At 39.5% G+C, this 23,599-nt stretch carries 23 protein-coding genes and 1 riboswitch; of the genes, 10 read left to right on the plus strand and 13 right to left on the minus strand.

The window, feature by feature from the left end; genetic code table 11:
• Positions 1-6: 6 nt before the first annotated feature.
• The 4 genes from ABJN95_RS10500 to gndA form a co-directional block, all read right to left on the minus strand.
• Positions 7-786 (minus strand): hypothetical protein, encoded by a 780-nt coding sequence (locus ABJN95_RS10500; protein ID WP_348370354.1) that lies wholly within the window; start codon positions 784-786, stop codon positions 7-9.
• A 198-nt stretch (positions 787-984) separates the two neighbouring features.
• On the minus strand, positions 985-1,335 hold the full coding sequence (locus ABJN95_RS10505) for a ribose-5-phosphate isomerase (RefSeq protein ID WP_348370355.1): 351 nt from the start codon (positions 1,333-1,335) through the stop codon (positions 985-987).
• Positions 1,336-1,341: 6 nt separating this feature from the next.
• On the minus strand, positions 1,342-2,397 hold the full coding sequence (locus tag ABJN95_RS10510) for a bestrophin family ion channel (protein ID WP_348370356.1): 1,056 nt from the start codon (positions 2,395-2,397) through the stop codon (positions 1,342-1,344).
• Positions 2,398-2,431: 34 nt separating this feature from the next.
• A complete protein-coding gene (gene gndA, locus ABJN95_RS10515) occupies positions 2,432-3,844 on the minus strand; it encodes an NADP-dependent phosphogluconate dehydrogenase (RefSeq protein ID WP_348370357.1) in 1,413 nt (470 codons plus the stop codon).
• 141 nt (positions 3,845-3,985) lie between these two features.
• On the opposite strand from gndA, the gene zwf reads away from it, so the two are divergent.
• Positions 3,986-5,515: a glucose-6-phosphate dehydrogenase gene (zwf, locus tag ABJN95_RS10520; RefSeq protein ID WP_348370358.1), complete on the plus strand. Its 1,530-nt coding sequence runs from the start codon at positions 3,986-3,988 to the stop codon at positions 5,513-5,515.
• 123 nt (positions 5,516-5,638) lie between these two features.
• The gene (gene pgl, locus ABJN95_RS10525) at positions 5,639-6,361 is read left to right on the plus strand and encodes a 6-phosphogluconolactonase (RefSeq protein ID WP_348370359.1); all 723 of its coding nucleotides are present in this window, start codon (positions 5,639-5,641) and stop codon (positions 6,359-6,361) included.
• On the opposite strand, the gene ABJN95_RS10530 is transcribed toward pgl, so the two are convergent.
• From ABJN95_RS10530 to ABJN95_RS10555, 6 genes are all read right to left on the minus strand, one after another.
• Positions 6,342-6,887: an acyl-CoA thioesterase gene (locus tag ABJN95_RS10530; RefSeq protein WP_348370360.1), complete on the minus strand. Its 546-nt coding sequence runs from the start codon at positions 6,885-6,887 to the stop codon at positions 6,342-6,344. The two genes, pgl and ABJN95_RS10530, sit on opposite strands and share 20 nt — an antisense overlap.
• Positions 6,888-6,890: 3 nt before the next feature.
• Positions 6,891-7,256: a 6-phosphogluconate dehydrogenase gene (locus ABJN95_RS10535; RefSeq protein WP_348370361.1), complete on the minus strand. Its 366-nt coding sequence runs from the start codon at positions 7,254-7,256 to the stop codon at positions 6,891-6,893.
• Positions 7,253-8,620 (minus strand): DNA recombination protein RmuC, encoded by a 1,368-nt coding sequence (gene rmuC, locus ABJN95_RS10540; protein WP_348370362.1) that lies wholly within the window; start codon positions 8,618-8,620, stop codon positions 7,253-7,255. Before rmuC ends, ABJN95_RS10535 begins: the two co-directional genes overlap by 4 nt.
• A gap of 65 nt (positions 8,621-8,685) precedes the next feature.
• The gene (locus ABJN95_RS10545; protein ID WP_348370363.1) at positions 8,686-9,468 is read right to left on the minus strand and encodes an ABC transporter ATP-binding protein; all 783 of its coding nucleotides are present in this window, start codon (positions 9,466-9,468) and stop codon (positions 8,686-8,688) included.
• Positions 9,465-10,439, minus strand: coding sequence for an iron ABC transporter permease (locus ABJN95_RS10550; protein WP_348371717.1), 975 nt, complete (start codon positions 10,437-10,439; stop codon positions 9,465-9,467). The genes ABJN95_RS10545 and ABJN95_RS10550 overlap by 4 nt, the downstream gene beginning before the upstream one ends.
• A gap of 58 nt (positions 10,440-10,497) precedes the next feature.
• Complete coding sequence (locus ABJN95_RS10555; RefSeq protein WP_348370364.1) at positions 10,498-11,643, minus strand: ABC transporter substrate-binding protein; 1,146 nt, start codon at positions 11,641-11,643, stop codon at positions 10,498-10,500.
• 71 nt (positions 11,644-11,714) lie between these two features.
• Positions 11,715-11,958: riboswitch (cobalamin riboswitch) on the plus strand.
• Positions 11,959-12,032: 74 nt separating this feature from the next.
• Here ABJN95_RS10555 and ABJN95_RS10560 point away from each other — a divergent pair.
• The gene (locus tag ABJN95_RS10560) at positions 12,033-13,904 is read left to right on the plus strand and encodes a TonB-dependent receptor plug domain-containing protein (RefSeq protein ID WP_348370365.1); all 1,872 of its coding nucleotides are present in this window, start codon (positions 12,033-12,035) and stop codon (positions 13,902-13,904) included.
• A gap of 8 nt (positions 13,905-13,912) precedes the next feature.
• A complete protein-coding gene (locus tag ABJN95_RS10565) occupies positions 13,913-14,863 on the plus strand; it encodes an ABC transporter substrate-binding protein (RefSeq protein ID WP_348370366.1) in 951 nt (316 codons plus the stop codon).
• Positions 14,864-14,921: 58 nt separating this feature from the next.
• Here the strand turns inward: ABJN95_RS10565 and ABJN95_RS10570 are convergent, their stop codons facing one another.
• Positions 14,922-16,412, minus strand: a complete 1,491-nt coding sequence (locus ABJN95_RS10570; RefSeq protein WP_348370367.1) for a S41 family peptidase — start codon at positions 16,410-16,412, stop codon at positions 14,922-14,924.
• A gap of 46 nt (positions 16,413-16,458) precedes the next feature.
• Complete coding sequence (locus ABJN95_RS10575) at positions 16,459-17,973, minus strand: S41 family peptidase (protein ID WP_348370368.1); 1,515 nt, start codon at positions 17,971-17,973, stop codon at positions 16,459-16,461.
• Positions 17,974-18,260: 287 nt separating this feature from the next.
• Between ABJN95_RS10575 and ABJN95_RS10580 the strand changes: the two genes are divergently transcribed.
• The 6 genes from ABJN95_RS10580 (at position 18,261) to ABJN95_RS10605 (ending at position 21,997) form a co-directional block, all read left to right on the plus strand.
• The gene (locus ABJN95_RS10580; protein WP_348370369.1) at positions 18,261-18,770 is read left to right on the plus strand and encodes an RNA polymerase sigma factor; all 510 of its coding nucleotides are present in this window, start codon (positions 18,261-18,263) and stop codon (positions 18,768-18,770) included.
• Complete coding sequence (locus ABJN95_RS10585; protein ID WP_348370370.1) at positions 18,757-19,194, plus strand: hypothetical protein; 438 nt, start codon at positions 18,757-18,759, stop codon at positions 19,192-19,194. The genes ABJN95_RS10580 and ABJN95_RS10585 overlap by 14 nt, the downstream gene beginning before the upstream one ends.
• 29 nt (positions 19,195-19,223) lie before the next feature.
• Positions 19,224-19,772: a DUF4252 domain-containing protein gene (locus tag ABJN95_RS10590; protein WP_348370371.1), complete on the plus strand. Its 549-nt coding sequence runs from the start codon at positions 19,224-19,226 to the stop codon at positions 19,770-19,772.
• Positions 19,773-19,886: 114 nt separating this feature from the next.
• On the plus strand, positions 19,887-20,438 hold the full coding sequence (locus tag ABJN95_RS10595; protein ID WP_348370372.1) for a DUF4252 domain-containing protein: 552 nt from the start codon (positions 19,887-19,889) through the stop codon (positions 20,436-20,438).
• Positions 20,439-20,526: 88 nt separating this feature from the next.
• Positions 20,527-21,066, plus strand: coding sequence for a DUF4252 domain-containing protein (locus ABJN95_RS10600; protein WP_348370373.1), 540 nt, complete (start codon positions 20,527-20,529; stop codon positions 21,064-21,066).
• Positions 21,067-21,181: 115 nt separating this feature from the next.
• Positions 21,182-21,997: a mechanosensitive ion channel domain-containing protein gene (locus ABJN95_RS10605; protein WP_348370374.1), complete on the plus strand. Its 816-nt coding sequence runs from the start codon at positions 21,182-21,184 to the stop codon at positions 21,995-21,997.
• Between the two features lie 140 nt (positions 21,998-22,137).
• On the opposite strand, the gene purB is transcribed toward ABJN95_RS10605, so the two are convergent.
• Positions 22,138-23,481: an adenylosuccinate lyase gene (purB, locus tag ABJN95_RS10610; RefSeq protein ID WP_348370375.1), complete on the minus strand. Its 1,344-nt coding sequence runs from the start codon at positions 23,479-23,481 to the stop codon at positions 22,138-22,140.
• Between the last annotated feature and the right edge of the window lie 118 nt (positions 23,482-23,599).

The raw sequence follows: 23,599 nt of genomic DNA on the forward strand, positions 1-23,599 counted from the left end.
ACCTAATTAATCGCTAATTTGAATCGCGTCGCAAGTACCGACGAAAGGAACACCATTAGATCCAAAGGCATAGGTTATGAGTCCAACGTACACCGTCTCTCCATAGGTGGGTGGGGTACCGGGCAAATTACCTGTGCCGTTGTATAATGTCCAATTATCTGAATTTACGGTATGACTCAAATTAGGCAGTTGCCAATATATGGTAAGGGTTCTATCTTCGTTTCCTACTATTCTGATATCTGCCCTGCCACTAGGAACCGTATTTGCGCCAATATCATTCACTGAAGAATTTCCGTTCAAGGTGTTTTTTCCTTCAATGGTAAAAGCTGTAGGTCCTCTATGCCCAACGACCACGTGCGATGAATTGATAGAGTTGAAATCTTCTACATGAACTTGAACACCAGAAAAAACATAAGGATTGTTCGTTGGAGCACCTGCTGTTTGTGAATCTTCTACCGTTCCAATACCTATATTTCTGGCGACAAATTCGAACGGAAATGATACTGACTTGGCGTCTAATCTTCCTTGATCTTGATTGAAGTGTAAGGTTACATTGTTGGAATTATCTGTAAGCAATGCATGATATCGATTTTCTGATTGTGTTACTTGTGGTAATGCTGCGGCATTATTTGTTACGTAATCTATCAAGGCACCACTACCGTTAAAATCGTCAATAAAAGCTGTGGGATCGTTAGTTTCTTGATTATCAACTACTAGCGCATCGGGTTCACTTTCGGAGCATGAAAAAAAGAATAAAGCTAGCAAGGCGAAGATATAAGGTCGCATAATTTAGATTTTGATTATGTGCCCCTACTAGCAAACGCTAATTTGAATAAATTAGTATGATATCGTAGGTTCCTCTTAAATCAGCTCTCTGTTTGATATTCGAAATACACTCTTCCCTTGTATTCTTGATATTCCTTAGTACACCGAATAGCAGGAGTTTCCTTATTTTTTTTGATTAAGAACTGCCTGTGAATTTTCTTAATTGTACCAAACGGCATAGCCTTGTCTGCGCAGTTCCAAAGCCAATTGTTCTTCGGTATGAAGGGCTTCGGAACGGTTGGTCATTGGGTCGATATGTTGATAAAGGCTACCGCGGAGATACAATCCATATTGCTCTACCAACTTTGCCGAAAGTTTGTGCCCTTTTTTATTTATATAACCCGTTTTGTGTTGCTCGAACCGTTCCTTGGGCGTTTTGCTGGTCATGCCCACATAAAGACATTGCAGCACCCCATTAAATTGAGGATTTGCCTCTCGAAACTTTCTGTTTTCAGTAAAGACTTTTTTCGAGAGTTCAATAACATAGACTCGATATACTGTTTTAGCCATTGAAAATTAAAACTGTGTATGACGTTTTACAGGAAACTGATCGGGAATGTCTTCGTCGGCTTCACCCAAATTCTGCCGAAGATCAATTTCAATACCCCTAGCAATTGTCGATATAGGAACATCATTAGCTGTACCTTCAAAAGGGTTTTCCCCCGTTCTGCCAATCCTTTCCATGGTATGAAATATCCAAGAAACAATGACGTAAAACGGAATACAGAACCAAACGAATAAGTCACCAATCAATGGAAAAGTTTCTTTGACGCTGTTTCCTATTTCTCCAAATTGGGGCACCATCGCTAAAGGCAGCAACAGCACAAAAACCCACATAAAGAAATGATTTAGTGTGGCAAAATGTCTAGGATAGGGAAAGTTTTTGATACGCTCACTTTTTCCTTGAAGGGTAAAAAGCTCCTGTAACACCCCTTCCAATTCTAAAAATGAAAATTCCCAAATAACACCTTGTTCCTTAAGCCTTCTAAGATGGTGAGACTGCAGATATAGCAAAGCAGTTTGTTTATTGTTTTTACCCATCACCTCTTGTAGGTCATCATCAGAAACATACCCTTTTAAATCATCTTGTAAATTGGCTTCGAATTCAGGGGGTTTAATACCCCATTCACCATCTGTTCTCGATTTTACTATGGTTTCCCAAGGTTTGGAAGCGCGCATGGCATGCCGTAGGGCAGTCATCCAAGCAATATGACGATACGTCAGCGTTTTGATTTCAGTTTTTAATTGCTCTTCAGATAAATTATCTATTGCATGCTCATTGGTTATCATGTCTTGCACGAACATTCCAAAGGTGCGAGAGGTATTTACGATACCGCCCCAAATTTTCCGGGCCTCCCAAATTCTCCCGTATGCAGAATTATTTTGAAACCCGATAACAAAGGCAACGGCGGTACCAATCAGAGCCAAAGGTGTCCAAGGAATTTTAAACCATGATAAATCGAGAAAGTAATAGGCAGCTACCCAAGCTGCAATGATGACAAAAAACAATAAAGTTTCATAGCGAGTCCATAAAACCATTTGCTTGGCGCTATATATTTTTTTGGTATACATACGTTGTATTTTAGAAGTTAAAGTCCCTAATCATCTATTTTTTATCCCACTCTGTATGAAAAACCCCTTCCTTATCTAAACGTTCATAGGTATGCGAACCAAAATAATCACGTTGGGCTTGAATTAGGTTTAAAGGTAATCTAGAAGATGTATAGGCATCAAAATACGTTAATGAATTTGATAGTCCGGGTACAGGAATACCATTTTTTGCGGCATATGCCACTAAGGTTCTAGCTGCACCTACTGTAACTTGTACTTTCTCTGTGAACGACGGTGAAAGTAGAAGGTTTGGCAAGGCCTTATCGGCATTAAATGCTTCGGTGATATCGGCTAACAATCCGGCGCGGATAATACACCCTGCTCGCCAGATTTTGGCGATTTCAGCAATTTCCAATTCGTAACCGTATTCTTTTGAGGCATCAGCCAGTTGATGCAAACCTTGTGCATAGGTTATGATAAAGGAAAAGTATAAGGCTTCTTCAGCCAATTTGGCCAACACGGCTTTATCCATCTGTTCGACCTTGGGTCGACCATACATTTTATCAGCCTGTAAGCGTTCTTCTTTTAAGGCGGATATTTCTCGCATGCTCACGGCAATATCGATAGACGGAACAGGAATGCCCAAATCCATCGCATTTTGGCTGGTCCATTTGCCGGTACCTTTTTGTTTGGCTTTGTCCAGTATTTTATCGACCAATCTTCCCTCTCCCAAATCATCATCTTGTTCGAAAATCTCCGATGTAATCTCTACCAAAAACGACTGTAACCGACCTGCATTCCAATTGGCATAGGTTTGATGGAGTTCATCGTTATTAAAATCACCACCTTTTTTGAGTAAGTCATAGATTTCCGATGTCAATTGCATGAGTCCGTATTCAATACCGTTATGCACCATTTTCACATAGTTACCAGCAGATTTTGGACCTAGGTAGGTTACACAAGGTTCACCTTCATACTTTGCCGAAACTGCTTCGAAAATTGGTTTTACATATTGGTAGGCTTCCCGGTTTCCTCCGGGCATAATACTGGGCCCTAGACGTGCTCCTTTTGCCCCGCCGGAAACCCCCGCGCCAAAGAAATGAATTCCTTTTACCGAGAGATAGGCTTCACGCCGATCGGTATCTGTAAAGAAAGAATTTCCTCCGTCAATTATAATATCATCTTTGTCTAAATACGACAGTAATCCTTCGATAACGGTATCTACAATCTGCCCGGCAGGAACCAATAACATAATTTTTCGTGGCAAGGAAAGTGCTTGAACGAAATCTTCAACCTTTGTGGTAGCATCTACTTTGCTGGTGTCTCCACCTTCTTCCCGTAGGGCCTTAACTTTTTCGGTATCTAAATCATACCCAAATGCGGTAAAATTATTATCCGCGACATTTAAAATAAAATTGCGTCCCATGACACCTAACCCTACTAATCCGAAATCGTATGTTCCTTTCATCTATTACTTTTAGTGTTTATTAAGTATTGTCGTAATTGCGTCAGCGTCAAAAATAAATTAAAATATTGGGTTTTGATCCTATCCAAGCTTGGAAACTCCGGTAGGATGAGTATATTTAAAAACTAAGATTCGCTTATTGCTATGAACAAAACAGAAAACCAAATGCTAGTTATTTTCGGTGCTTCCGGAGATTTGACCGCAAGAAAGCTAGTGCCCGGATTGTTTAATCTTTTTAAGGGGCAGCACCTTCCTGAAAATTTTGTGGTATTGGGGGTGAGCCGAAGCGATATGACAGATGCCGAGTTTCGCAAAAAAGTAGTTCTAGAGAACGACCATTTAAAAAGTAAGGCCACTGTTGAAGACTTTGGTTTGGTCGATGCCTTTGCTGAAAAAATCTTTTACGAAGATTTGGGCTCAACCTATGATGTTGATTACAATCGCCTAGAAAAACGCATTTCAGATTTAAATTTAAAATATCAAACCGACGACAATTACATTTTCTACTTATCAACGCCCCCTAGTCTTTTTGAGGCCATTGCAAAAAACCTTACGGAACAAGGTCTGAACAATGAGTCGATGGGTTGTAAGCGGCTGATAGTTGAAAAACCTTTTGGTTATGATTTGGAAACGGCAAAAGCTTTGAATAAAGGCCTGCAGCAGTACTTTAGAGAATCTCAAATTTATCGAATAGATCATTATTTAGGTAAAGAAACAGTTCAAAACCTATTGGTCACGCGTTTTGCTAATAGTATTTTCGAGCCTTTATGGAATCGCAATTATATTAGTCATGTAGAGATTACCAATGCAGAGAGTGGAGGCGTAGGTTCAAGAGGAGGCTATTATGACGGATCTGGGGCTCTGCGCGATATGTTTCAAAACCATCTGCTACAAATTGTTTCACTTATTGTAATGGAGCCGCCCATAGACGCAAATGCTGAAGAAATTCGCAATGAAAAGGTCAAGGCTTTACGTTCGCTGCGAATTATGCGTGATGAAAAAGTACTCCACGATCATACGATTCGAGCCCAATACGTTGGTTCGAATATTAATGGCGAAATGGTCAAGGGTTACCGCGAAGAAGACGGTGTGCATTCAGAATCTACCACAGAGACCTATGCAGCCATTAAGTTTTTTGTTGATAACTGGCGATGGAAAAACGTACCCTTCTATGTTCGTACTGCCAAGCGTATGCCCACTAAGGTCACTGAGGTCGTAATTCATTTTAAATCGCCGCATCATCAGATTTTTAAGGATTCAGGAATGTTCAATAAAGACAACAAATTGATTATTCGCATTCAACCCGATGAGGGCATCTTAGTTAAGTTCGGCGTTAAGGTACCAGGACAAGGATTTAAGGTAGAGCGGGCCAATCTTGATTTTTATTATTCAGGACTCACAGAAACGCACGTCATGGAAGCTTACGAACGATTGCTTCTAGATGCTATGCAAGGTGATGCCACGCTCTACGCCCGAGCCGATGAGGTGGAGGCGGCTTGGGAATTTGTCAATCCGATTTTAGACTATTGGAAGAAATCAGATGCGAAGGTTTACGGGTATTCTGCTGGTGTATGGGGCCCCGTGAATGCCGATGAATTGATCGAAGGTTATGGCATGTGGCGTAATCCCGGACCCAATTTGGCGGACGATCCTGGGTTTTGTGTTATCTGTTGATTTAGCATTGTTTGGTTAGGCGTATTACTATTTGTTTAAACTAATTAAGAGCCGAAGAGCGAGGAAGCAAACTTTTGTTTTAATAGTAAAAGTTTGCCGCGCTATCTTCGCGATCACTACTTTATGAGACTGAAAATATCGAAAACAAAACAAGAGGTAGCCTTGAACTTTTCGAGGTTCTTGGCTATTATGATCGCAAATAGGTCAACAGTGCATATTGCACTTTCGGGCGGTAGTACCCCCAGAATTGTATTTGACGAGCTGGCGTCTAATTTTCAAGGCGATATTGATTGGAGCGGAGTTCACCTGTATTGGGGCGATGAACGCTGTGTGGAGCCTACCGATGACCAGAGCAATTACAAAATGACCGTTGAGCATTTGATTTCCAAAATTGCTATTCCCGAAGAAAATATACATAGAATAAAGGGTGAGAACGAACCTGAATACGAAGCAAAACGATATGCCGAACTTTTAGAGGAGTGTTTGCCTAAAGCGGAAAACATGCCTCAGTTTGATTTGGTAATTCTAGGTATGGGTGATGATGGCCATACGGCATCGATCTTTCCACATGAAATTGCTTTGTGGCATTCTGAAAAGTACTGTGAGGTGGCCGTTCACCCAAATTCTGGGCAGCGGCGTGTAACCCTAACCGGACAAATCATTAACAATGCCGATTCGGTAGTGTTTTTGGTAACTGGAGAAAGTAAAGCTGAAAAATTTACCGAGATTAAAAACCAAACAGGAAACTATGAAAATTACCCCGCGCGTTTGGTAGATCCATCCTCGGGAAGATTGTTTTGGTTTGTTGACGAAGCCGCTGCGGGAATCACTTCAACTCAATCTTGATGTTTTCGTCCAATAAGGATTCCAAATACGCGTTCATTTTGAAATTGCTTTCGTCAAATTGCGTATCGCGTCTAAAGGCAGACTCTTTACGAAATTTACTACGAGCAAACCGGCGTACCCCTTGTTCATCTTGAACCAGCAGGCCCGGTACTTCAATGCTGTTGCCTTTATCGTCTTTGGCAACCATGGTGAAATAGGAAGAGTTGCAGTGCCGTCTTTTACCTGTAGTGATATTTTGCGACTCTACACGAACCCCTACGACCATTGAAGTTCTTCCCGTGTAATTGATGGAAGCTTTCAAAGTCAACAACTCACCAACCTCTACAGGACTACGAAAATCAACCCGGTTTACGGAGGCGGTTACGCAATATTGGCGAGAATGTTTAGATGCGCAAGCAAAGGCAATTTGGTCCATTAAACTTAGAATATGCCCACCGTGTATCTTACCTCCAAAATTTGAATGTGAGGGAAGCATAAGTTCTGTAATAGAGAGCCTTGATTCGCTAGCTGTCTTATACTTTTCCATAGGCTAATTTCGGATGTGCGGTGACTGTTCTTTCGTTACTTTGGTGATGAAATATTTGGTATCTCCCATCCAAAAGAAGGTAGCAAAGCGTTCTACATAATTGAGCTTTACGTATTGTCCTTGATATTCTTGTAATTTATTAATTACCTCTTGGTCCTTGTCCAAAACGGAAAAGGTAAAGATTTGAGCTCCAGATATGCCCTGGCTGATTTCGCCCTCCCAGGTTTTTACGAGCACTCCCTTATTGCTTATTTTAATCAGTTCTCCCGAACGGGTTCCTTCACTATAGGGTACAAAATAAATAAAGGCATAATACGCCATTAAAAGCAGAAGTACCCCAAACAATCCAAAACCAAGTATTTTCTTCATAGTTCTAATTTCGGTTCTTCGAAGCCCGTCTCGTCGTTTGATAGGTCATCCTCTTGAGCTCGCTTCAAAATAGGCTCGGGGATCGACTTCTTTGCTTTAGCTCCCATCTTCTTCAACTTTTCAATACTTATAATAATATTTCCGCGCCCTTCGACCAATTTATTCATGGCGCCTTTGTATTCGTCTTTGGCGTCGTCCATCTTTTTGCCCACCTTGGTAAGGTCGCTTACAAAACCTTCAAATTTGTCATAAAGTGCCCCAGCTTGTCGGGCGATTTCAATGGCATTTCGCTGCTGCTTTTCATTGTTCCACATGGTGTCGATGGTACGCAGTGTAGCCAACAAGGTAGAGGGGGTAACAATTACGATGTTCTGCTCAAAAGCCTTATTATATAATGAGTTATCATTGTTTATTGCAATGGCAAATGCCGGTTCTATAGGAATGAAAAGTAACACAAAATCAGGACTTTCCATCTCATACAGATCCTCGTATTTTTTTGCCGACAACTGGTCCACATGCCTACGCAGAGAATTGATATGGTCTTTAAGAAATTTGGCCTGTTCGTCATCGTCTTCAGCATTTACAAAACGTTCATAATCCGTTAGCGAAACCTTCGAATCTACAATCATCTTCTTGCCGTCAGGCAGGTTGATAATCACGTCAGGAAGTACACGTGAACCGTCATCTAAAGTAAAACTTTGTTGCACAGTATATTCGCGATCTTTTTCTAAACCTGACTTTTCAAGTACGCGTTCAAGCACGAGTTCACCCCAATTTCCTTGCATTTTACTATCCCCTTTTAAGGCCTTAGTCAAGTTTTCGGCTTCTTGGGTTATTTTAAGATTTTGCGTTTGAAGATGTAATAATTGTTCTTTCAAGGCAGAGTGTATGCTGATATTCTCTTTTTGACTTTCTTCAACCTTCTTCTCAAACAACTGAATCTTTTCATTCAAAGGGGTAAGAATGTCTTTGATGTTCTTCTCGTTACGTTCGGTGAACTTGAGACTTTTCTCTTCTAATATTTTATTCGCGAGGTTTTCGAATTCTTTGGTGAATTTTTCCTGTAGTTTTTCTACTTCTTCTTTTTGCTCTCTATTTTTTAAATGGAGGTTTTCAAGGTCAGCCTCATAGCGTACAATTTGATTGCCTAGTTGTTCCTTTTCGGTTTGTAAATGGGTTTTATGTTCTTCGGTATCACGAAGGCGTTGTTCAAGTACGCTGAGGTTATTGGTAAGTTGTTGCTGTCGTTCTTGAAGCGCACTCTGATTTGATCTGGTCTTCAGGTTTTGGATATAATTCCCCAGAAAATAACCCGCAGCAAGGCAAACCAATCCAACCAAAAGATATATCAATAATTCGTTCATTTCTGTTTAAAAGAATAGCGAGTAAATATACAAGATTGACCCGCAAAATGAAACAAGTAGCGGTTTTACTTTTTAATTCGGAAAGTCTTGGTATGTTGATCAAAGGTAACTGTATCGGAAGGAAACAAATTGTCAAAAGCTCCATTATCAATAAGCTCGCTAGGGGTTCCGTAAATACTGCCATTTGCGTTTAACACCAGCATTTTATCGCAGAGTTGCAGTACCAACTCTATTTCATGGCTGGTAAAAAGAATCGTTTTCTTTGTATCTGCTGTGATGTTTTTCAACAGTTTTAAAATTTGTACTTTATGGTATAGGTCTAAATGCGTGGTAGGCTCATCCAATAAAATGATGCTTGTATCTTGCGCTAGCGCTCGGGCAATTAACACGCGTTGTAATTGGCCATCACTCAATTCATAGCACTTTTTGCCAATTAAATCCTCTAGCTCAAGCATCTGTATGGCATGGCTGATTTTAGATTTATCTAGCGGCGTTAAAGTGCCAATCCAGTTCGTATAGGGGTGTCTTCCTAGGGCGATGAGTTCTTGAACTGTTAGGTTTTTAGAGGCTATTGGTTCGGTTAGCACCACACTGATTTCTGCGGCTAATTCTATTGTATTAAAGGTGTCTAGAGCTTTGTTCTCAATAGCAACGGTTCCTGATATGGCAGGTTGTATGTTACCTAAAGTTCTTAACAAAGTTGACTTTCCAATACCATTGACTCCGACAATACCCATCAGCTCTCCAGAAAGAGTATTAAAACTAAGATTACTTGCTACCGTAATATTCTTGTATCCAATGGAGAGATCTTGCGTACTAAGGGTGATATGTTGACTTTTGGCACTCAAAACAACATTCTGCGCTTACGGGTTAAAAGCCAAATGACCACAGGAGCACCAATGATGCTAGTTATGGCGTTTATGGGAAGCACATTGGCAGAACCTGGTAATTGCGCAACCATGTCGCAGAGCAGCATTAAAATAGCTCCTGATAACAGTACTGCGGGAACCAGTACCTTATGATCAGTAGTATTAAATAGTTGACGTGTCAAGTGAGGCACTGCAAGGCCGACAAAGGCAATTGGTCCTGCAAAGGCCGTAACACTTCCCGCCAGCAAAGCTGTGGCGATGATAATGATATATCGATATTTTTTTAGTTGTACCCCCAAACTCCTTGCATAATGTTCGCCGAGCAATAGTGAGTTCAATGATTTTATTGAAGCTATGCTCAGGAGTATTCCGATAAGGATGATAACCCCTAAAAGGGCCAGTTGCGACCAATATAAATCGCCTAAACTACCGAATGACCAGTAGACATACTGTTGCAATTCTTCTGAGCTGGTGAAGTAGGAGAGTACACTGACAATTGCCGATGTAATGCTGCCAAACATCAGTCCTATGATCAACAAGGTCATGGTGTCTTTTACTCTTGTGGCTACTGTCAAGACCGCCAATAAAACTAGAAAACTACCTAAACTGGCTCCAACGGCAAGTGAAATACTATTCGCAATTTCGAAGGCGGCCAGACCCGAAAAAATGGAGGATCCCATGATTAAAAGTGCTACGCCAAGGCTGGCACCAGAGCTAATACCCAATACAAAGGGGCCGGCAAGCGGGTTACGAAATAAGGTTTGCATTAGCAGCCCGCTCAACGCCAAGGCACTTCCCGCTAAGATTGCAGTAATAGCTTTGGGAATTCTATAATTCCAGATGATGTAGTGCCAAGATTCATTTTGAATAGGGCCTAAAAATAGTTCACTCAGTGTGACTTTAAACGGTATGGAAACCGACCCTAAACTTATATTCAGCGCGAAACACATTAGCAAAGCTAAGAGCAGCAGTATGAATGAGGTGTGGTATTTGGTTGGATTGTTCAAATTATTCTAGAGGCTTGAAAAAGACATTCTGATACTCTGGCAAAAGCTCAGGGTGAAATATATGGATCAGGTCTTTTAGCACCAAATCGGGTCGCTGAGGCGCAAGTTCGTAAAATAAGAGCCCCCCAGTTTCACCTTTTACACTAACATTTGTGTATACTTTTTTGTTTTTAAAAGCATCAAATTGTTTATAATGTTCATTGGCGTTTATCAATTCTTTATAAGAAACGTGTAAAGAGGGGTTTAGCCAAAAATCGGCTTTATGTGCCTTATCCAAGACACTTTCTAAGCTTAAAGAGAGGCTTCCATGTGCAGCTGCATCTTTGTAAATGTAGTCGCAGTGTGCATCTTGCAAAAATTGCGCAACCCAACTTTTCCCCCCGGCAGCATACCATACATCTTTATACAAACCACCGCTTAACACTGTGGGCCTTTTGGTTGCCTTTTGTGCCAATGTTTTGGCTTCATCGTATGCTTTTTCAATGCTATTGAAAATACTATCCGCTTTTATTTCCGCGTCGAAAAAGGGTGCAAAAAATTTAATCCACTCTGCTTTTCCTAAAGGAGTTTCTTCTACCCACTCTCCATTATAAACTACTGAAATATTTGATTTTTGAAGCGTTTTATAGGTCTTGTTTTGATTGTCAATACCAAAGCCAACGATGACATCGGGGTTTAAGGTAATAATCATCTCCGTATTTAAGGCTTCATTGTTTCCCAATTCTTTTATACGACCCACATCAATTAATCGTCTCGCCTTTTTAGAAGATATAAAGGATGTGTTCGGAAACCCTACAAGTTTATCTAGGGCGCCAAGAGCTTCTAGGGCAGGTATGTGCGTTGTGGAAGTTACGATAACACGTTCTACGGGAACCGTAATAATGGCATCGTAGGCTTCTTTGTTTAACGTGGTAAATGGTGCGATTTCTTTCGGTACGAGTGCATATGTAAAAGTGGTCTCGGCATTTGGCCAAGGCGATGTAAGTTTAATAAGCGTGAGTCCGGAGCTCGATTTTTCAATAGAAAACCCCTTTGCATACTTAATTTTAATGCTTTCATTAGAAACTGGCGGCGATAGCTTTTCTTTTTTTTCCTGCTTGCAGGAAAACAAAATTAAGACAGCTAAAAGAAATAGTACTTTTTTCAAATCTCGAAATTAAATTACTTTCAAAAGTAGTATTATTTAAACTTTGAGTTAAAAGATTAAACAAAATGTTTACTTTTGATTCGAATTTTGGTTTCGATCATCTTTTTATGATGGTGGGATTAAAAGGGAATCCGGCGAAAATCCGGAACTGTTCCCGCAACTGTAAAGTTTATGCCGATACTATTTGTCATTAGACAGATTTATATAGGCATCTTATTAAATTGAGCTGTTAGTTTCTTCAAAACCACTGCGTATAGCGGGAAGGTAGACTAACAGAAACAAGTCAGGAGACCTGCCAAATTCAAACAACTATTGTTAAACTTTCGGGATAGAAGTTTACGTATGGGTACAGACATACTATCTATTCGCTCGGATTAGAGATTAAAAAAATGAACAAAAGCTTTATGAGCCTTTGTGCTACCGCATTGGTATGCACAGGCATTGCTGCCCAAGAACAGCAGAATGATTCCATTACCGTTCAAGAATTGGACGAAGTAGTGGTAAGTGATTCCCGTTTTAATTTAAAACGTGAAAATTCAGGAAAAACCATTGTCAAAATTTCGGCAAAAGAGTTAGAACGTAACCAGGGTAGAACCTTAGCGGAATTAATTAATTCAAAAAGTGGAATTGAAATTGCCGGTAGCCGGGGTAGAGATGGCGATGTTTTAGGTGTTTTTGCCCGAGGTGGAAGAGGTAGACAAGTACTTGTTCTAATTGATGGCATACGTGTGACGGATCCCTCTTCCTTTTCGCCACAGTATGATTTACGTTTGCTTTCTACGGCTAATATTGAAACGATAGAAATTATCAAAGGGGCTTCAAGTACCTTGTATGGTACCAATGCCGCCACTGCCGTCATTAATATTACTACCAAAAAAAGTTCAAAAAAGAAGATTGCAGCCAATATAAAGTCGGCCATTGCAACAAATCAAACAGCAGAAAACCAAAACTATCACTTTAGACGTTTCACCAATAGCGCCTTGATAAGTGGGAGTTTGAATACCTTCAATTATAGTGTTGGTATTTCTAATCGTTATTCTGATGGACTTTCAGCAGCGGTTACTCCTGAAAATGAGCAGGATGCTTTTTCACAATATAGTGCTGATGCGCGTTTGGGGTATAATTTTTCAGATAATTTTTCTGTTTCGATCTTTGGGAACAAAACAAACTACAATACTGAATTTGATGCGGCTTTTGCTGAAGCTCCCAATCGTTTTAAACAGGATCAAGAACGAGTAGGTGTTTCCTCAACTTTAGGATATAATGAAAAAGGTTCCTTGCATTTAAATGCTTCTTATGCCGATTACACTTCCGATTCTAATAGTTCTTTTGGAGAAGCTGTTACCAATGGAAGAGGCTTATTTTTAGAGTTATACAACAAGTATATTATTGCTAAAAAATGGCATACAATCCTAGGTGTTAGTTATAATAAAGATGAGGCCATTTTTAGTCAAGATGCTGACTTTACTATTATTGACCCTTATACTAATATTGTTTATGTATCTGGTACAGGGTTTAACCTAAATATTGGTGGAAGATATAATACACACTCTGAATATGGGAATAAATTTGTTTATAATATAAACCCTTCCTATGCCCTTACCACAGATGACGGATATATAAAATTACTAGGTTCATATGCTACCTCGTATATTACACCAGCTCTTATACAATTGTTTGGTGATTTTGGTGCCAACCCTGATTTGATACCTGAGGAAAATAGAACTCTTGAAGGAGGATTAGAATATACAGTTAATGAGAAACTAAGAATTGGGGTTGTTTATTTTGATAGGAATGAAAAGGACAGATTTGGTTTCGATCAAAATTTCACTACTATAAACATCTCTGATGAAATTGACGTAAGTGGTTTAGAAACTGAGGTCTTCTGGGAACCCAATCAAGCTTTGGAAATCGCTGCCAACTATACATTCACAGAACGCAAGGGTGACAATGCCATTCGAATACCCAAGCATAAGTTAAATGCTTCCATCGGCTACAATTTTACCAATAAGACCTATGGCTCTTTTTCATACGCATATACAGGGGAGCGATTGGATACCGATTTTAGTAGTTTCCCCTTTGAAGATGTTCGACTTGATGCTTTTTCATTGTTTAATTTATATTTTAAACATGAGTTGATTGATAATACCTTAAGTGTATTTTTGAATGTAGAAAACCTATTTAACGAAACCTATGTTGAGATTCTTGGTTTTACTACAAGAGGAACGAATGCGCGCCTAGGTCTTAATCTTAGTTTATAAAGAAAAACATGTTGACCGTTTGCTCTTTTCTACCTGCTGTGACCCAAATGTTGTATGATATGGGTTTAGAAGACCACATTCATGGTGTTACTTTTGAATGCCCAGAAATCGCATTAAAAGAAAAACAGCCTGTAGTACGATGCATATTTGAAGGTAAGAATTATACAAGTTTAGAAATTGATGCTTTTTTCTCAGCAAGCAAGAATCAAGGCAAAAAATTATATTATGTAGATGAAGAACTACTGAGTGAAATCGCTCCAGATGTTATTTTCACACAAGATATGTGTGATGTTTGTCAGATTGATATGGCTTGCACGTCAGCTGCCGTTGCCAAACTAGAAAAGCAACCAGCTTTAATTTCAATAAGTCCCGCTTCCCTTAGCGATGTTTTTGATAATGCACTAACCATAGCCAAAGCACTGGGGAAAGAGGAAGTAGCCTACCAATATCTTGCTAAATTGTACGATAGACTTGATTTGGTGGTTGATGCGCTACGAGCGTCAAAAGCAATGCCTAAAAGGGTTTTATTGATGGAGTGGCTTGCGCCTATTTTTAATTGTGGACATTGGATTCCAGATCAAATTGCCTATGCCGGTGGAGTCGATATGCTGTCAAACCCTTCAGGAGATAGTACGGTGACTTCATGGAATAAAATTTTAAAGTATGATCCTGAAATTATGGTTATAGCACCCTGTGGTTTTACCATAGAACGCACTTTAGAAGAAATGCATTTGTTAACCAAAAAAGAAGGTTGGCGCGATATAAAAGCAGTTCGAGAGGGCAAGGTTTTTGTAGCCGATTTTGATTTATTTACCCAATCATCTGCAAGTACTTTGACCAGTGGCATTGAACTTTTGGCACATCTTTTTCACCCCGACGTACTATCAATTTCAGAACAGCTATCAAAGAAATTTCATCATTTCGAGAAAAGCAGAAGCAATATTGAAACAACCTCTTAGGTTGAATACAAAAGGCCCGGTAATTCACCGGGCCTTTTGTATAAACTTGAGTACATCTCTATTTTATGCCAGGCAAACGAGTAACGTACATATTATCTTTCAAAGGCTTGAACATCTTTGAACTTGTCATCATATGAATAGGAGTACCTACATTAAAACTTCGTTTGCCTGTAGCATCACCCGTTATTTGTTCTATGGCTTTGGCCAGCAAGGGTTCATTCTGATCACCTAAGACACCAAGGTTTTCTAAATCTTCTTCAAGCTCGAAATCGGGAGCTAAACCTTCTGTATAGTCTGAAAAACCATCCGCATTTTCGTTTCTTCCTATTAGGGGTTGTATGGCCCAGCTATTTCCATTCTTAATTTGGTTTTTTCTTTCTGGGTTATACACATAAGGACCAAAATTACTTTCTCTATCGTCTACCATGGTGACCGAGAATTCGTTTTTACCCCGGGTTGTCTCTCCAATCTGCACAACATCTAAATACGGCTCAAGCCCGTTGATGACCAATTCACTTGCAGAGGCCGATGCGCTGGTAGTAAGAATATATACCTTGGTTAAATTTAGCGTATTGATGGCTGTACCTGCACTGGTTTTATCTGCAAAAAAACGACGTGTTTCCTGATTATCATCTTCAAGAAGGGCTTGATATTTTGCATTGTAACGCGCCTTCAAAAAGACGTCATTGGTGTTGGTGCCATATATCATACTCGATAGAAATACGGAGCTGCGAACAGAGCCCCCGGGATTATACCTTAAATCTAGAACGAAGTTGGTAACCCCACCCGATTTAAAACGGCTAAAGGCTTCATTGAGTTGTTCGTCATACTCATTGGTAAAACCATTGTATACCAAGTATCCTATTTTTTGACCACTGATTTCAAAGATTTTATCAAGAAAAACGGGATTTTCGGCCAATCCTTCTTCTTTGGTAAGGCTTACTTCTTCATTGTTGGGAGCTATTTCTCCATTAACAAATTCGGCCATGTTCAAGGTGTAGGTCGCCGCATCACCAAAAAGCAGTTCACTAAAATTATTCACGGTAAGCGTTTGACCATTTACACCCGTAAACAGATCGCCTCGTGCGATATTCTTGGTTGAGGCATCAGATCCGGCAACAATATATTGTACATATCCAAAAACATCATCACTCCCTTGAAACTTTACTAAACCAAACTCGAGTCCGTTACTGCGAGAAATACCAGCAAGTTGATTGGTAAGTTCGACGTAGTTATCTGAAAAGAAGCTAAAACGATCTTCCGAATAGCGGAGCTTGTTATTGAAGAAATCTGCAGGATCAGCTTCAGATTGCAAAAATTCAGTATATGTTTTCGAACCTTCTTCGGTATTTGGAAACTTGTCGTCGGCCAAATTGGGAACATCTGCTTGCCAAAAATACCAGAAGTTCATCGCTTTCCACATAAAATCTTGAACATCTACACCGGCGTTAGGCAATGGATCTACCGTACCAGGGGCTTTTATGCCATCATCACCTTTGCTACAGGCAAATACTAACGAGCATAATAGCAAATACAATATCTTCTTCATTTGGCTTCTTTTTGATAAGCGACCGAATCTTTAAAAATTGCCCGATCTATTTTTGGTTCATATTTGATTTTATCAAACCATCCATCAACATCATATCGTTGGTTCCCTTCATGACTGCAGAACTGGAAATCAAATCAACTGGAAAAATAGGAACGAAACTGCTTTTAGAAGTAGTACCAGATATCACATTTAAAGTCAATGCTAGCAAAGGGTCTGAAGACTCACCCAAAACGCCAAGATTGGCAATATCTTCATCCAATTCATTGTCTGGTACCAAGCCTCCGGTATAATCGGAAAATCCATCGGCATTTTCGTTTCTACCCAATAGGGGTTGAATAGCCCATTGGTTGTCTGGATTGATATTCGCCTCTCTGTCCTCATCGTAGAAAAAGTTGTTTGCTCTGTCATCGACAAAAGTCACTGAAAATTCGTTTTTCCCTACCGTAGTGGTACCTATTTGTACGACATCGACATAAGGCTCCAACCCGTTTATAACCAGTTCACTAGCTGAAGCTGTTGATCTGGTAGTAATTACATATACTTTCGTTAGGTCTAATGCGTTAATCGGTGAACCGTCTATGGTCGTTGCCACAAAATTCGATTCGCCATCACCAGGGTCGAAGGTAGATTGTATTTTGTTGTTATATCGAGCCTTAAGGAAAAGCTCATTGGTTTTTGTGCCATATACTGAACTTGCTATTTGCAACGCAGAAGACACGCGTCCACCACCGTTGTATCTAAAATCAAGAATTAGTTCGGTAACACCTGCTGTTTTTAATTCACCAAACGCATCATTTAGCTGTTCGTCAAAAGCCGCCACAAAGGAGTTGTACATCAAATAACCGATTTTAATTCCTCCTTCTTCAATCACTTTGGTAATGAGTATGGGATTTTCGCTAAAACCTTCTTCTTTGGTCAGCGAAAGCTCTCTTCCACTGGCAGTAATTGTATTATTGGCCAAAGTGGCAAAATTCATGGTGTAGGTATCTAAATCACCAAAAAGCAGCTCTACATAGTTGTCAAGGGTCAAGTTGGTTCCGTTTACACCGATAAAGATATCACCACGTTGAATGTCTTTACCATCTGCATCTGAGCCTGGTACAATATATCGTACATAGCCAAATACCTCTCTTGCATCGCCGTAGCGCCCTAATCCGAATTCTACGCCATCGCTTTTCGAAACACCCTGAAAACGTTGCACTAGGTCTTTGTAGTTTTCACTTAAAAAACTAAAACGATCTACAGCGGCACTCTCGCCAACAACCCTTTCATGATTGTAACAAATTTTATAGAAAAAATCTGCCGGATCAGCATCTGTGGACAAAAATTCGGCATAATCGGCTTCAATGTCATTTTTGGTGTCGTCCAAATCAGCAACATCTTCTTGCCAAAAGTAGAAGGCATTCATGGCTTGCCACATAAAGTCTTGAACAGGATAATCGGCAACCGACTTCACAACGGGGATCTCTGGCTCTGGATTTTCCGAATCAACGTCATCGCTTTTACTACAACTGGTAAAGGTGAGCCCAAAGGCTAACAATAGGAGGAGGTACTTTTTCATTTTCTTTTTTTTAAGGTTTCTTATTTAAGTCGGCACCGTATTAAAACATTACAAACAACTACCTGTTAATCTTATCGATTAACAACTCATTTTGCAAAAACCCTACCATAGTTTAAAATTGGCCAACTTTCCATTAACTTTTCTTGAAAAAACAATAGCAATCTGTTAAGATGCCCCTAAAATAAAGACATTACCAAGAATAAAAAATTAATTGTAACAAAATTCGTTATACTTCGTCTTCCTTATGTAAACGGTTAAATACAGCTTGCAAAACAGAACCAACTAAAATGCAGCAGTCAGAATTTTTAAATGTGGTAATGCCCTTTAAGGATAAACTCTTTAGACTAGCAAAACGCTTGCTTGTGTCTACAGAAGAGGCTGAGGATGCTACCCAAGAAATACTCATAAAGTTGTGGAATAAAAACACATCATTTGAGAAGTATAAAAGCGTGGAAGCCTTTGCAATGACTATGACGAAGAACTTTTGTTTAGATCGATTAAAGTCGAAACAAGCGGGAAACTTAAAATTAGTGCATAGCAACTATCAAGAAAAGGGTAGTCTATTACAAAAGCAGATAGAAGCTAAAGACAGTGTAAGTTGGGTAGAAAAGATTATGGATGAACTGCCAGAGCAACAAAAGATGGTTTTGCAGTTGCGAGATGTAGAGGAGTACGATTACGATGAGATCGGTGAAATGCTCGATATGCAGCCAACAGCAGTTAGGGTGGCCTTATCAAGAGCAAGAAAAACAGTAAGAGAAAAATTAGTACAAAAACATAATTATGGAATCGGATAAAATAGAAAAATTAATAGAAAAGTATTTTGAGGCAACTACCACGGTTGCTGAAGAAGAAACGATTCGTGCTTATTTCTCTCAAGCAGATGTGGCAGCACACCTTGAGCAATATGCGCCGATGTTTCGATATTTTTCTGATGCTAAGGAAGAAAAATACACCAAAAACCTTCCTTTAGATACTATAGCGAAGGTTACTAAAAAACGATTCCCTTACCGATGGCTTTCGGTGGCCGCAGCTGGGCTTATCATGTTTGGCATCTATTTTGGTAATAGGTACCAAGAACAGCAAGAAGCCGAGTATGCCTATCAAGAAACAAAAAAAGCACTCGACCTTTTGGCTCAAAATTTCAATCGGGGTACCGAAAAGGTGGCGTACCTGAATCAATTTGAAGAAACAAAACAAAAAATTTATAACGTAAAGTAAAATCCCTCAAAACAATTAAAAATAACAAAATGAAAAAGTTTTTAGTAATAACAGTAATGGCACTTTTGCCCCTCACCGGGTTCTCACAATCTATTTTCGACAAATACGAAGATTTAGATGAGGTAAGTGCCGTGGTAGTGAACAAAAGTATGTTCAATCTTTTGGCTAAGATGGATGTTGATGTAGATGACCCCGAAGCCCAAGAGTATATGGATATGGCCCAAAACCTTAGCGGATTGAAAGTTTTCATCACCGAAGATGCCAAAATTTCAGCCGACATGAAGGGCGAGGTAACCAAGTACCTAAAATCTTCTAAAATGGAAGAGTTAATGCGAGTGAAAGATAAAGACGCTAACGTCAAGTTCTACATTAGAAATGGCAAAGATGAAGACCATGTGAGCGAGTTATTAATGTTCGTTACAGGTATTAAGAATGTAGATGTTGAAGTAAATGGTCGAAAATTTGAAACCGTCTTGTTAAGCTTAACAGGAGATATCGATTTGAACAAAATCGGTTCACTTACTAAAAAAATGAATCTTCCCGAAGAGTTGAATAAAGCGGGAAAGAAAAATAAATAAAAGTAGTTCCTGAAGTATCAGGAGAAGTAAATCAATATCATCAATCAATTATTAATCAATCCTAACAGTTCCCCTTTTTAAACAAATTAGGGCTGGGATAAAACAGAGACAGTCATGAAAAAACTTAGTTTAGTAGTAGCAATCGCTTTATTACCGGTATTCGGATTTTCACAATCAATCTTCGATAAATATGAAGATATGGATAATGTGGGTACCGTAGTCGTCAATAAAGGAATGATAGATTTGGTCACCAAAATTGGAAGCATGACCGATGATCACGAGGCCAGGGAGTTTGCCGAAGTCGCGAAGGGTATCAACGGAATCAAAGTATTTATTACAGAAGATAAAGGTGTTTCATCGAATATGGCATCAACTGTGAAAAAATATTTGAAATCATCTTCGATGGAAGAATTGATGCGCGTTAAAGACAAAGATGTAAATGTGAAATTTTACATTAAGAGCGGTAAAGACGAAGATCATGTGAGAGAATTGTTAATGTTTGTCTCTGGCATGAAGGATATGGATGTGGATGTTAACGGCAGAAAATTTGAAACCGTTTTGGTATCTATGACGGGAGACATCGATTTGAACAAAATTGGCGCAATTACCAATAAGATGAACCTGCCAGACGACTTAAAAAAGGCGGAGCGAAATAATAGAAACTAAAACCTAATTGGTGCGCAGTTGCAGGAAGCAGTTTTTTGTTTAAAATTGCTTACTGCAATTGGGCATTATTACTAAAAAGCAGAACGAAATGAAAAAAGTGTACCCATGGGCGCTGTTATTTTTTGTACTGGCCTTATCGGCTTGTTCTTCTACCCAAAGCCTGCAGGAATATTATGTTGATAATTCGGAAAATCCGAATTTTCTCGCATTTGACGTGCCTGTGAGCATTTTGAATCTTAAGGAGGCAGATTTATCAGAGCAAGAAAGAGAAGCGGTGTCCGCATTAAAAAAGCTGGATATTTTGGCTTTTAAAAAGACTACGGAGAATGCAGTGGCATACCGTTCAGAAAAAACAAACGTAAATGCAATTCTGAAGAATGAGGATTTTACCGAGTTAATGAAAATGAACACGCCTTACGGCAAAGCAACAGTGAAGTATTTGGGTGATGAAGATGCTATCGACGAGGTTATCATTTATGGTGATAATGACGATAAGGGGTTTGCTTTAATTCGAGTGTTAGGCAATGATATGAATCCCGCGCATATGCTACAATTACTACAAGCTATCCAAAAATCTGATTATAAAGGTGGGGGCTTTGAAAAATTGGAAGGTTTGTTGAAAGGTTAAGTTAAAGTTATCATGTGTAATCAATCCCGCTACCGGTTTATGGTAGTGGGATTTTTAGTTTCTAATCCTTATATTCGGGCCACTATAAACATTTTTTAAAACTAAAAACACTATTATGGAAGACACACAAGTATGGATTGACAAGGCGATCAATTTTGTTACTGATTATGGGCCAAAGATTATTGGGGCAATCCTCATTTATGTTATTGGTTCTTGGATAATCAAAAAACTGACCAACATGTTGGAGAAGGTCATGATGAAGAAAGATTATGACGAAGCGCTCCAAAAATTTCTTTCGAATCTAGTAGGCTGGGCGCTGAAGGTTTTCTTAATCATTGTGGTCATTTCGAAATTGGGTGTTGAAACCACGAGTTTTGCTGCGGTTATTGCAGCTGCTGGTCTTGCCATTGGTCTGGCGCTTCAAGGATCGCTGGCCAATTTTGCTGGGGGAGTGCTCCTAATTATTTTCAAACCCTTTAAAATAGGAGACCTTATTGAAGCACAAGGTGTCACCGGAGTGGTCAAGGAAATAGAGATTTTCACAACCAAACTCACTACACCCGATAATAAGCTAGCTATCGTGCCTAATGGGGCAATGGGCAATGGCAACATTATAAATTATACCGCAGAAGGTAAAATTAGAGTTGATACTATGGTTGGCATCGGTTACGATGAGGATATTAAAAAAGCGAAAACCGTATTGATGGAGGTACTTACTTCAAATCCAAAAGTACTGCAAGACCCTGCTCCATCAGTCAATGTTGCGAATCTAGGGGATAGTTCGGTAGATTTGGCCGTAAGGCCATTTTGCAAGCCTGAAGATTATTGGGATGTTTATTTTGCCACCGTCGAAGGAAGCAAAATAGCACTTGACAATGCAGGTATCGAGATTCCTTACCCACATGCTGTTGAAATTCAGAAAGAAGGGTAATACTATTTTTTTTAAAATGAACAGGAAAGGCCGTCAATTTTGACGGTCTTTTTTTTTGCAGAAATGCCACTTTAATGACAACAACTTCTTGTGCTGCCGAGCGACCAATACCTACTGGCCACCATTATTACAGTTACCTTTTATATACCGGTATAGTTACTTGGAGAAATAGCCTTAAGCTCCGTTTTTATGGTGTCAGATACCGCTAAAGTGTCAATAAATGTCGCGATCGACTGTTGATTAATTTTTGCATTGGTACGTGTAAGTCCTTTTAATGCTTCATACGGGTTCGGATACCCTTCTCTCCTCAAAATGGTTTGAATCGCCTCGGCCACTACTGCCCAATTATTTTCTAAGTCTTGTTCAAATTTTTCTTTGTTCAACAAGAGTTTTTCCAATCCTTTTAGGGTAGATTGAAAGGCGATTATGGTATGAGCAAAAGGTACCCCAACATTACGTAATACGGTACTATCTGTCAAATCTCTTTGCAATCTAGACACGGGAAGTTTTGCCGACAAATGTTCGAAAATGGCATTAGCTATACCAAGATTTCCCTCTGAATTTTCAAAATCAATAGGGTTTACCTTATGCGGCATGGCTGAAGATCCAACCTCACCCTTTTTAATTTTCTGCTTGAAGTAGTCCATAGAGACATACGTCCAAAAATCACGATCGAGATCAATAATTATGGTGTTCATTCGCTTTAGGGTATCGAACAAGGCCGCCATATGGTCATAATGCTCGATTTGGGTAGTTGGAAAAGAGTGATGTAATCCTAATTTTTCTTGTACAAATAGCTGCCCAAAAGCCTTCCAATCTATTTCAGGATATGCCACTTTGTGGGCGTTGTAGTTTCCAGTGGCACCACCAAATTTTGCGGCACTAGGGATATCATTCAGCAAATTGAACTGCTCTTTCAGGCGTACTATATAAACATCGATTTCCTTTCCTAATCTGGTTGGGGAAGCTGGTTGGCCGTGGGTTCTGGCCAACATAGCAATAGCTGCCCATTCTGAAGCCAACGCTTCTAGTTTCTCTAGAAGTTGAAAGTAACCCGGAACGTATACTTCGTTCATAGCTTCTTTAAGTGAGAGGGGAATAGCTGTATTATTGATGTCTTGTGAGGTCAACCCGAAATGAATGAACTCTTTAAACGAAGACAATTCTAACGCATCAAATTTTTCCTTGATGAAATATTCTACAGCCTTAACGTCATGGTTGGTGACTTTTTCAATGTCTTTTATAGTATTTGCATCCGCTGCGTCAAAGTGTTGATAGATCTCGCGGAGGTCGGCAAATTTTGAATTATCGAACGCTTTTAGTTGCGGTAAGGGAATTTCACAAAGCGCAATGAAGTACTCAATTTCTACCCTGACTCTGTACTTGATCAAGGCTTCTTCTGAGAAAAAAGGGGCTAAATTGTCAACTTTGCCTCGGTAACGCCCATCAATAGGGGATATCGCATTCAACTGGGTTATGGCCATTTCTTATGGAATTGGTATTTTTTTTAAAAGCCCAAAGATAACCAATACTAAAAGAGATTGAAAGGAAAGGAGCGTACAAGTGCTAAAAGTTATGAGTTCGACCTGTATTATTTTCAAA

Origin of the sequence: Maribacter sp., assembly GCF_039974175.1 — a bacterium.
Lineage (GTDB): Bacteria > Bacteroidota > Bacteroidia > Flavobacteriales > Flavobacteriaceae > Maribacter_C.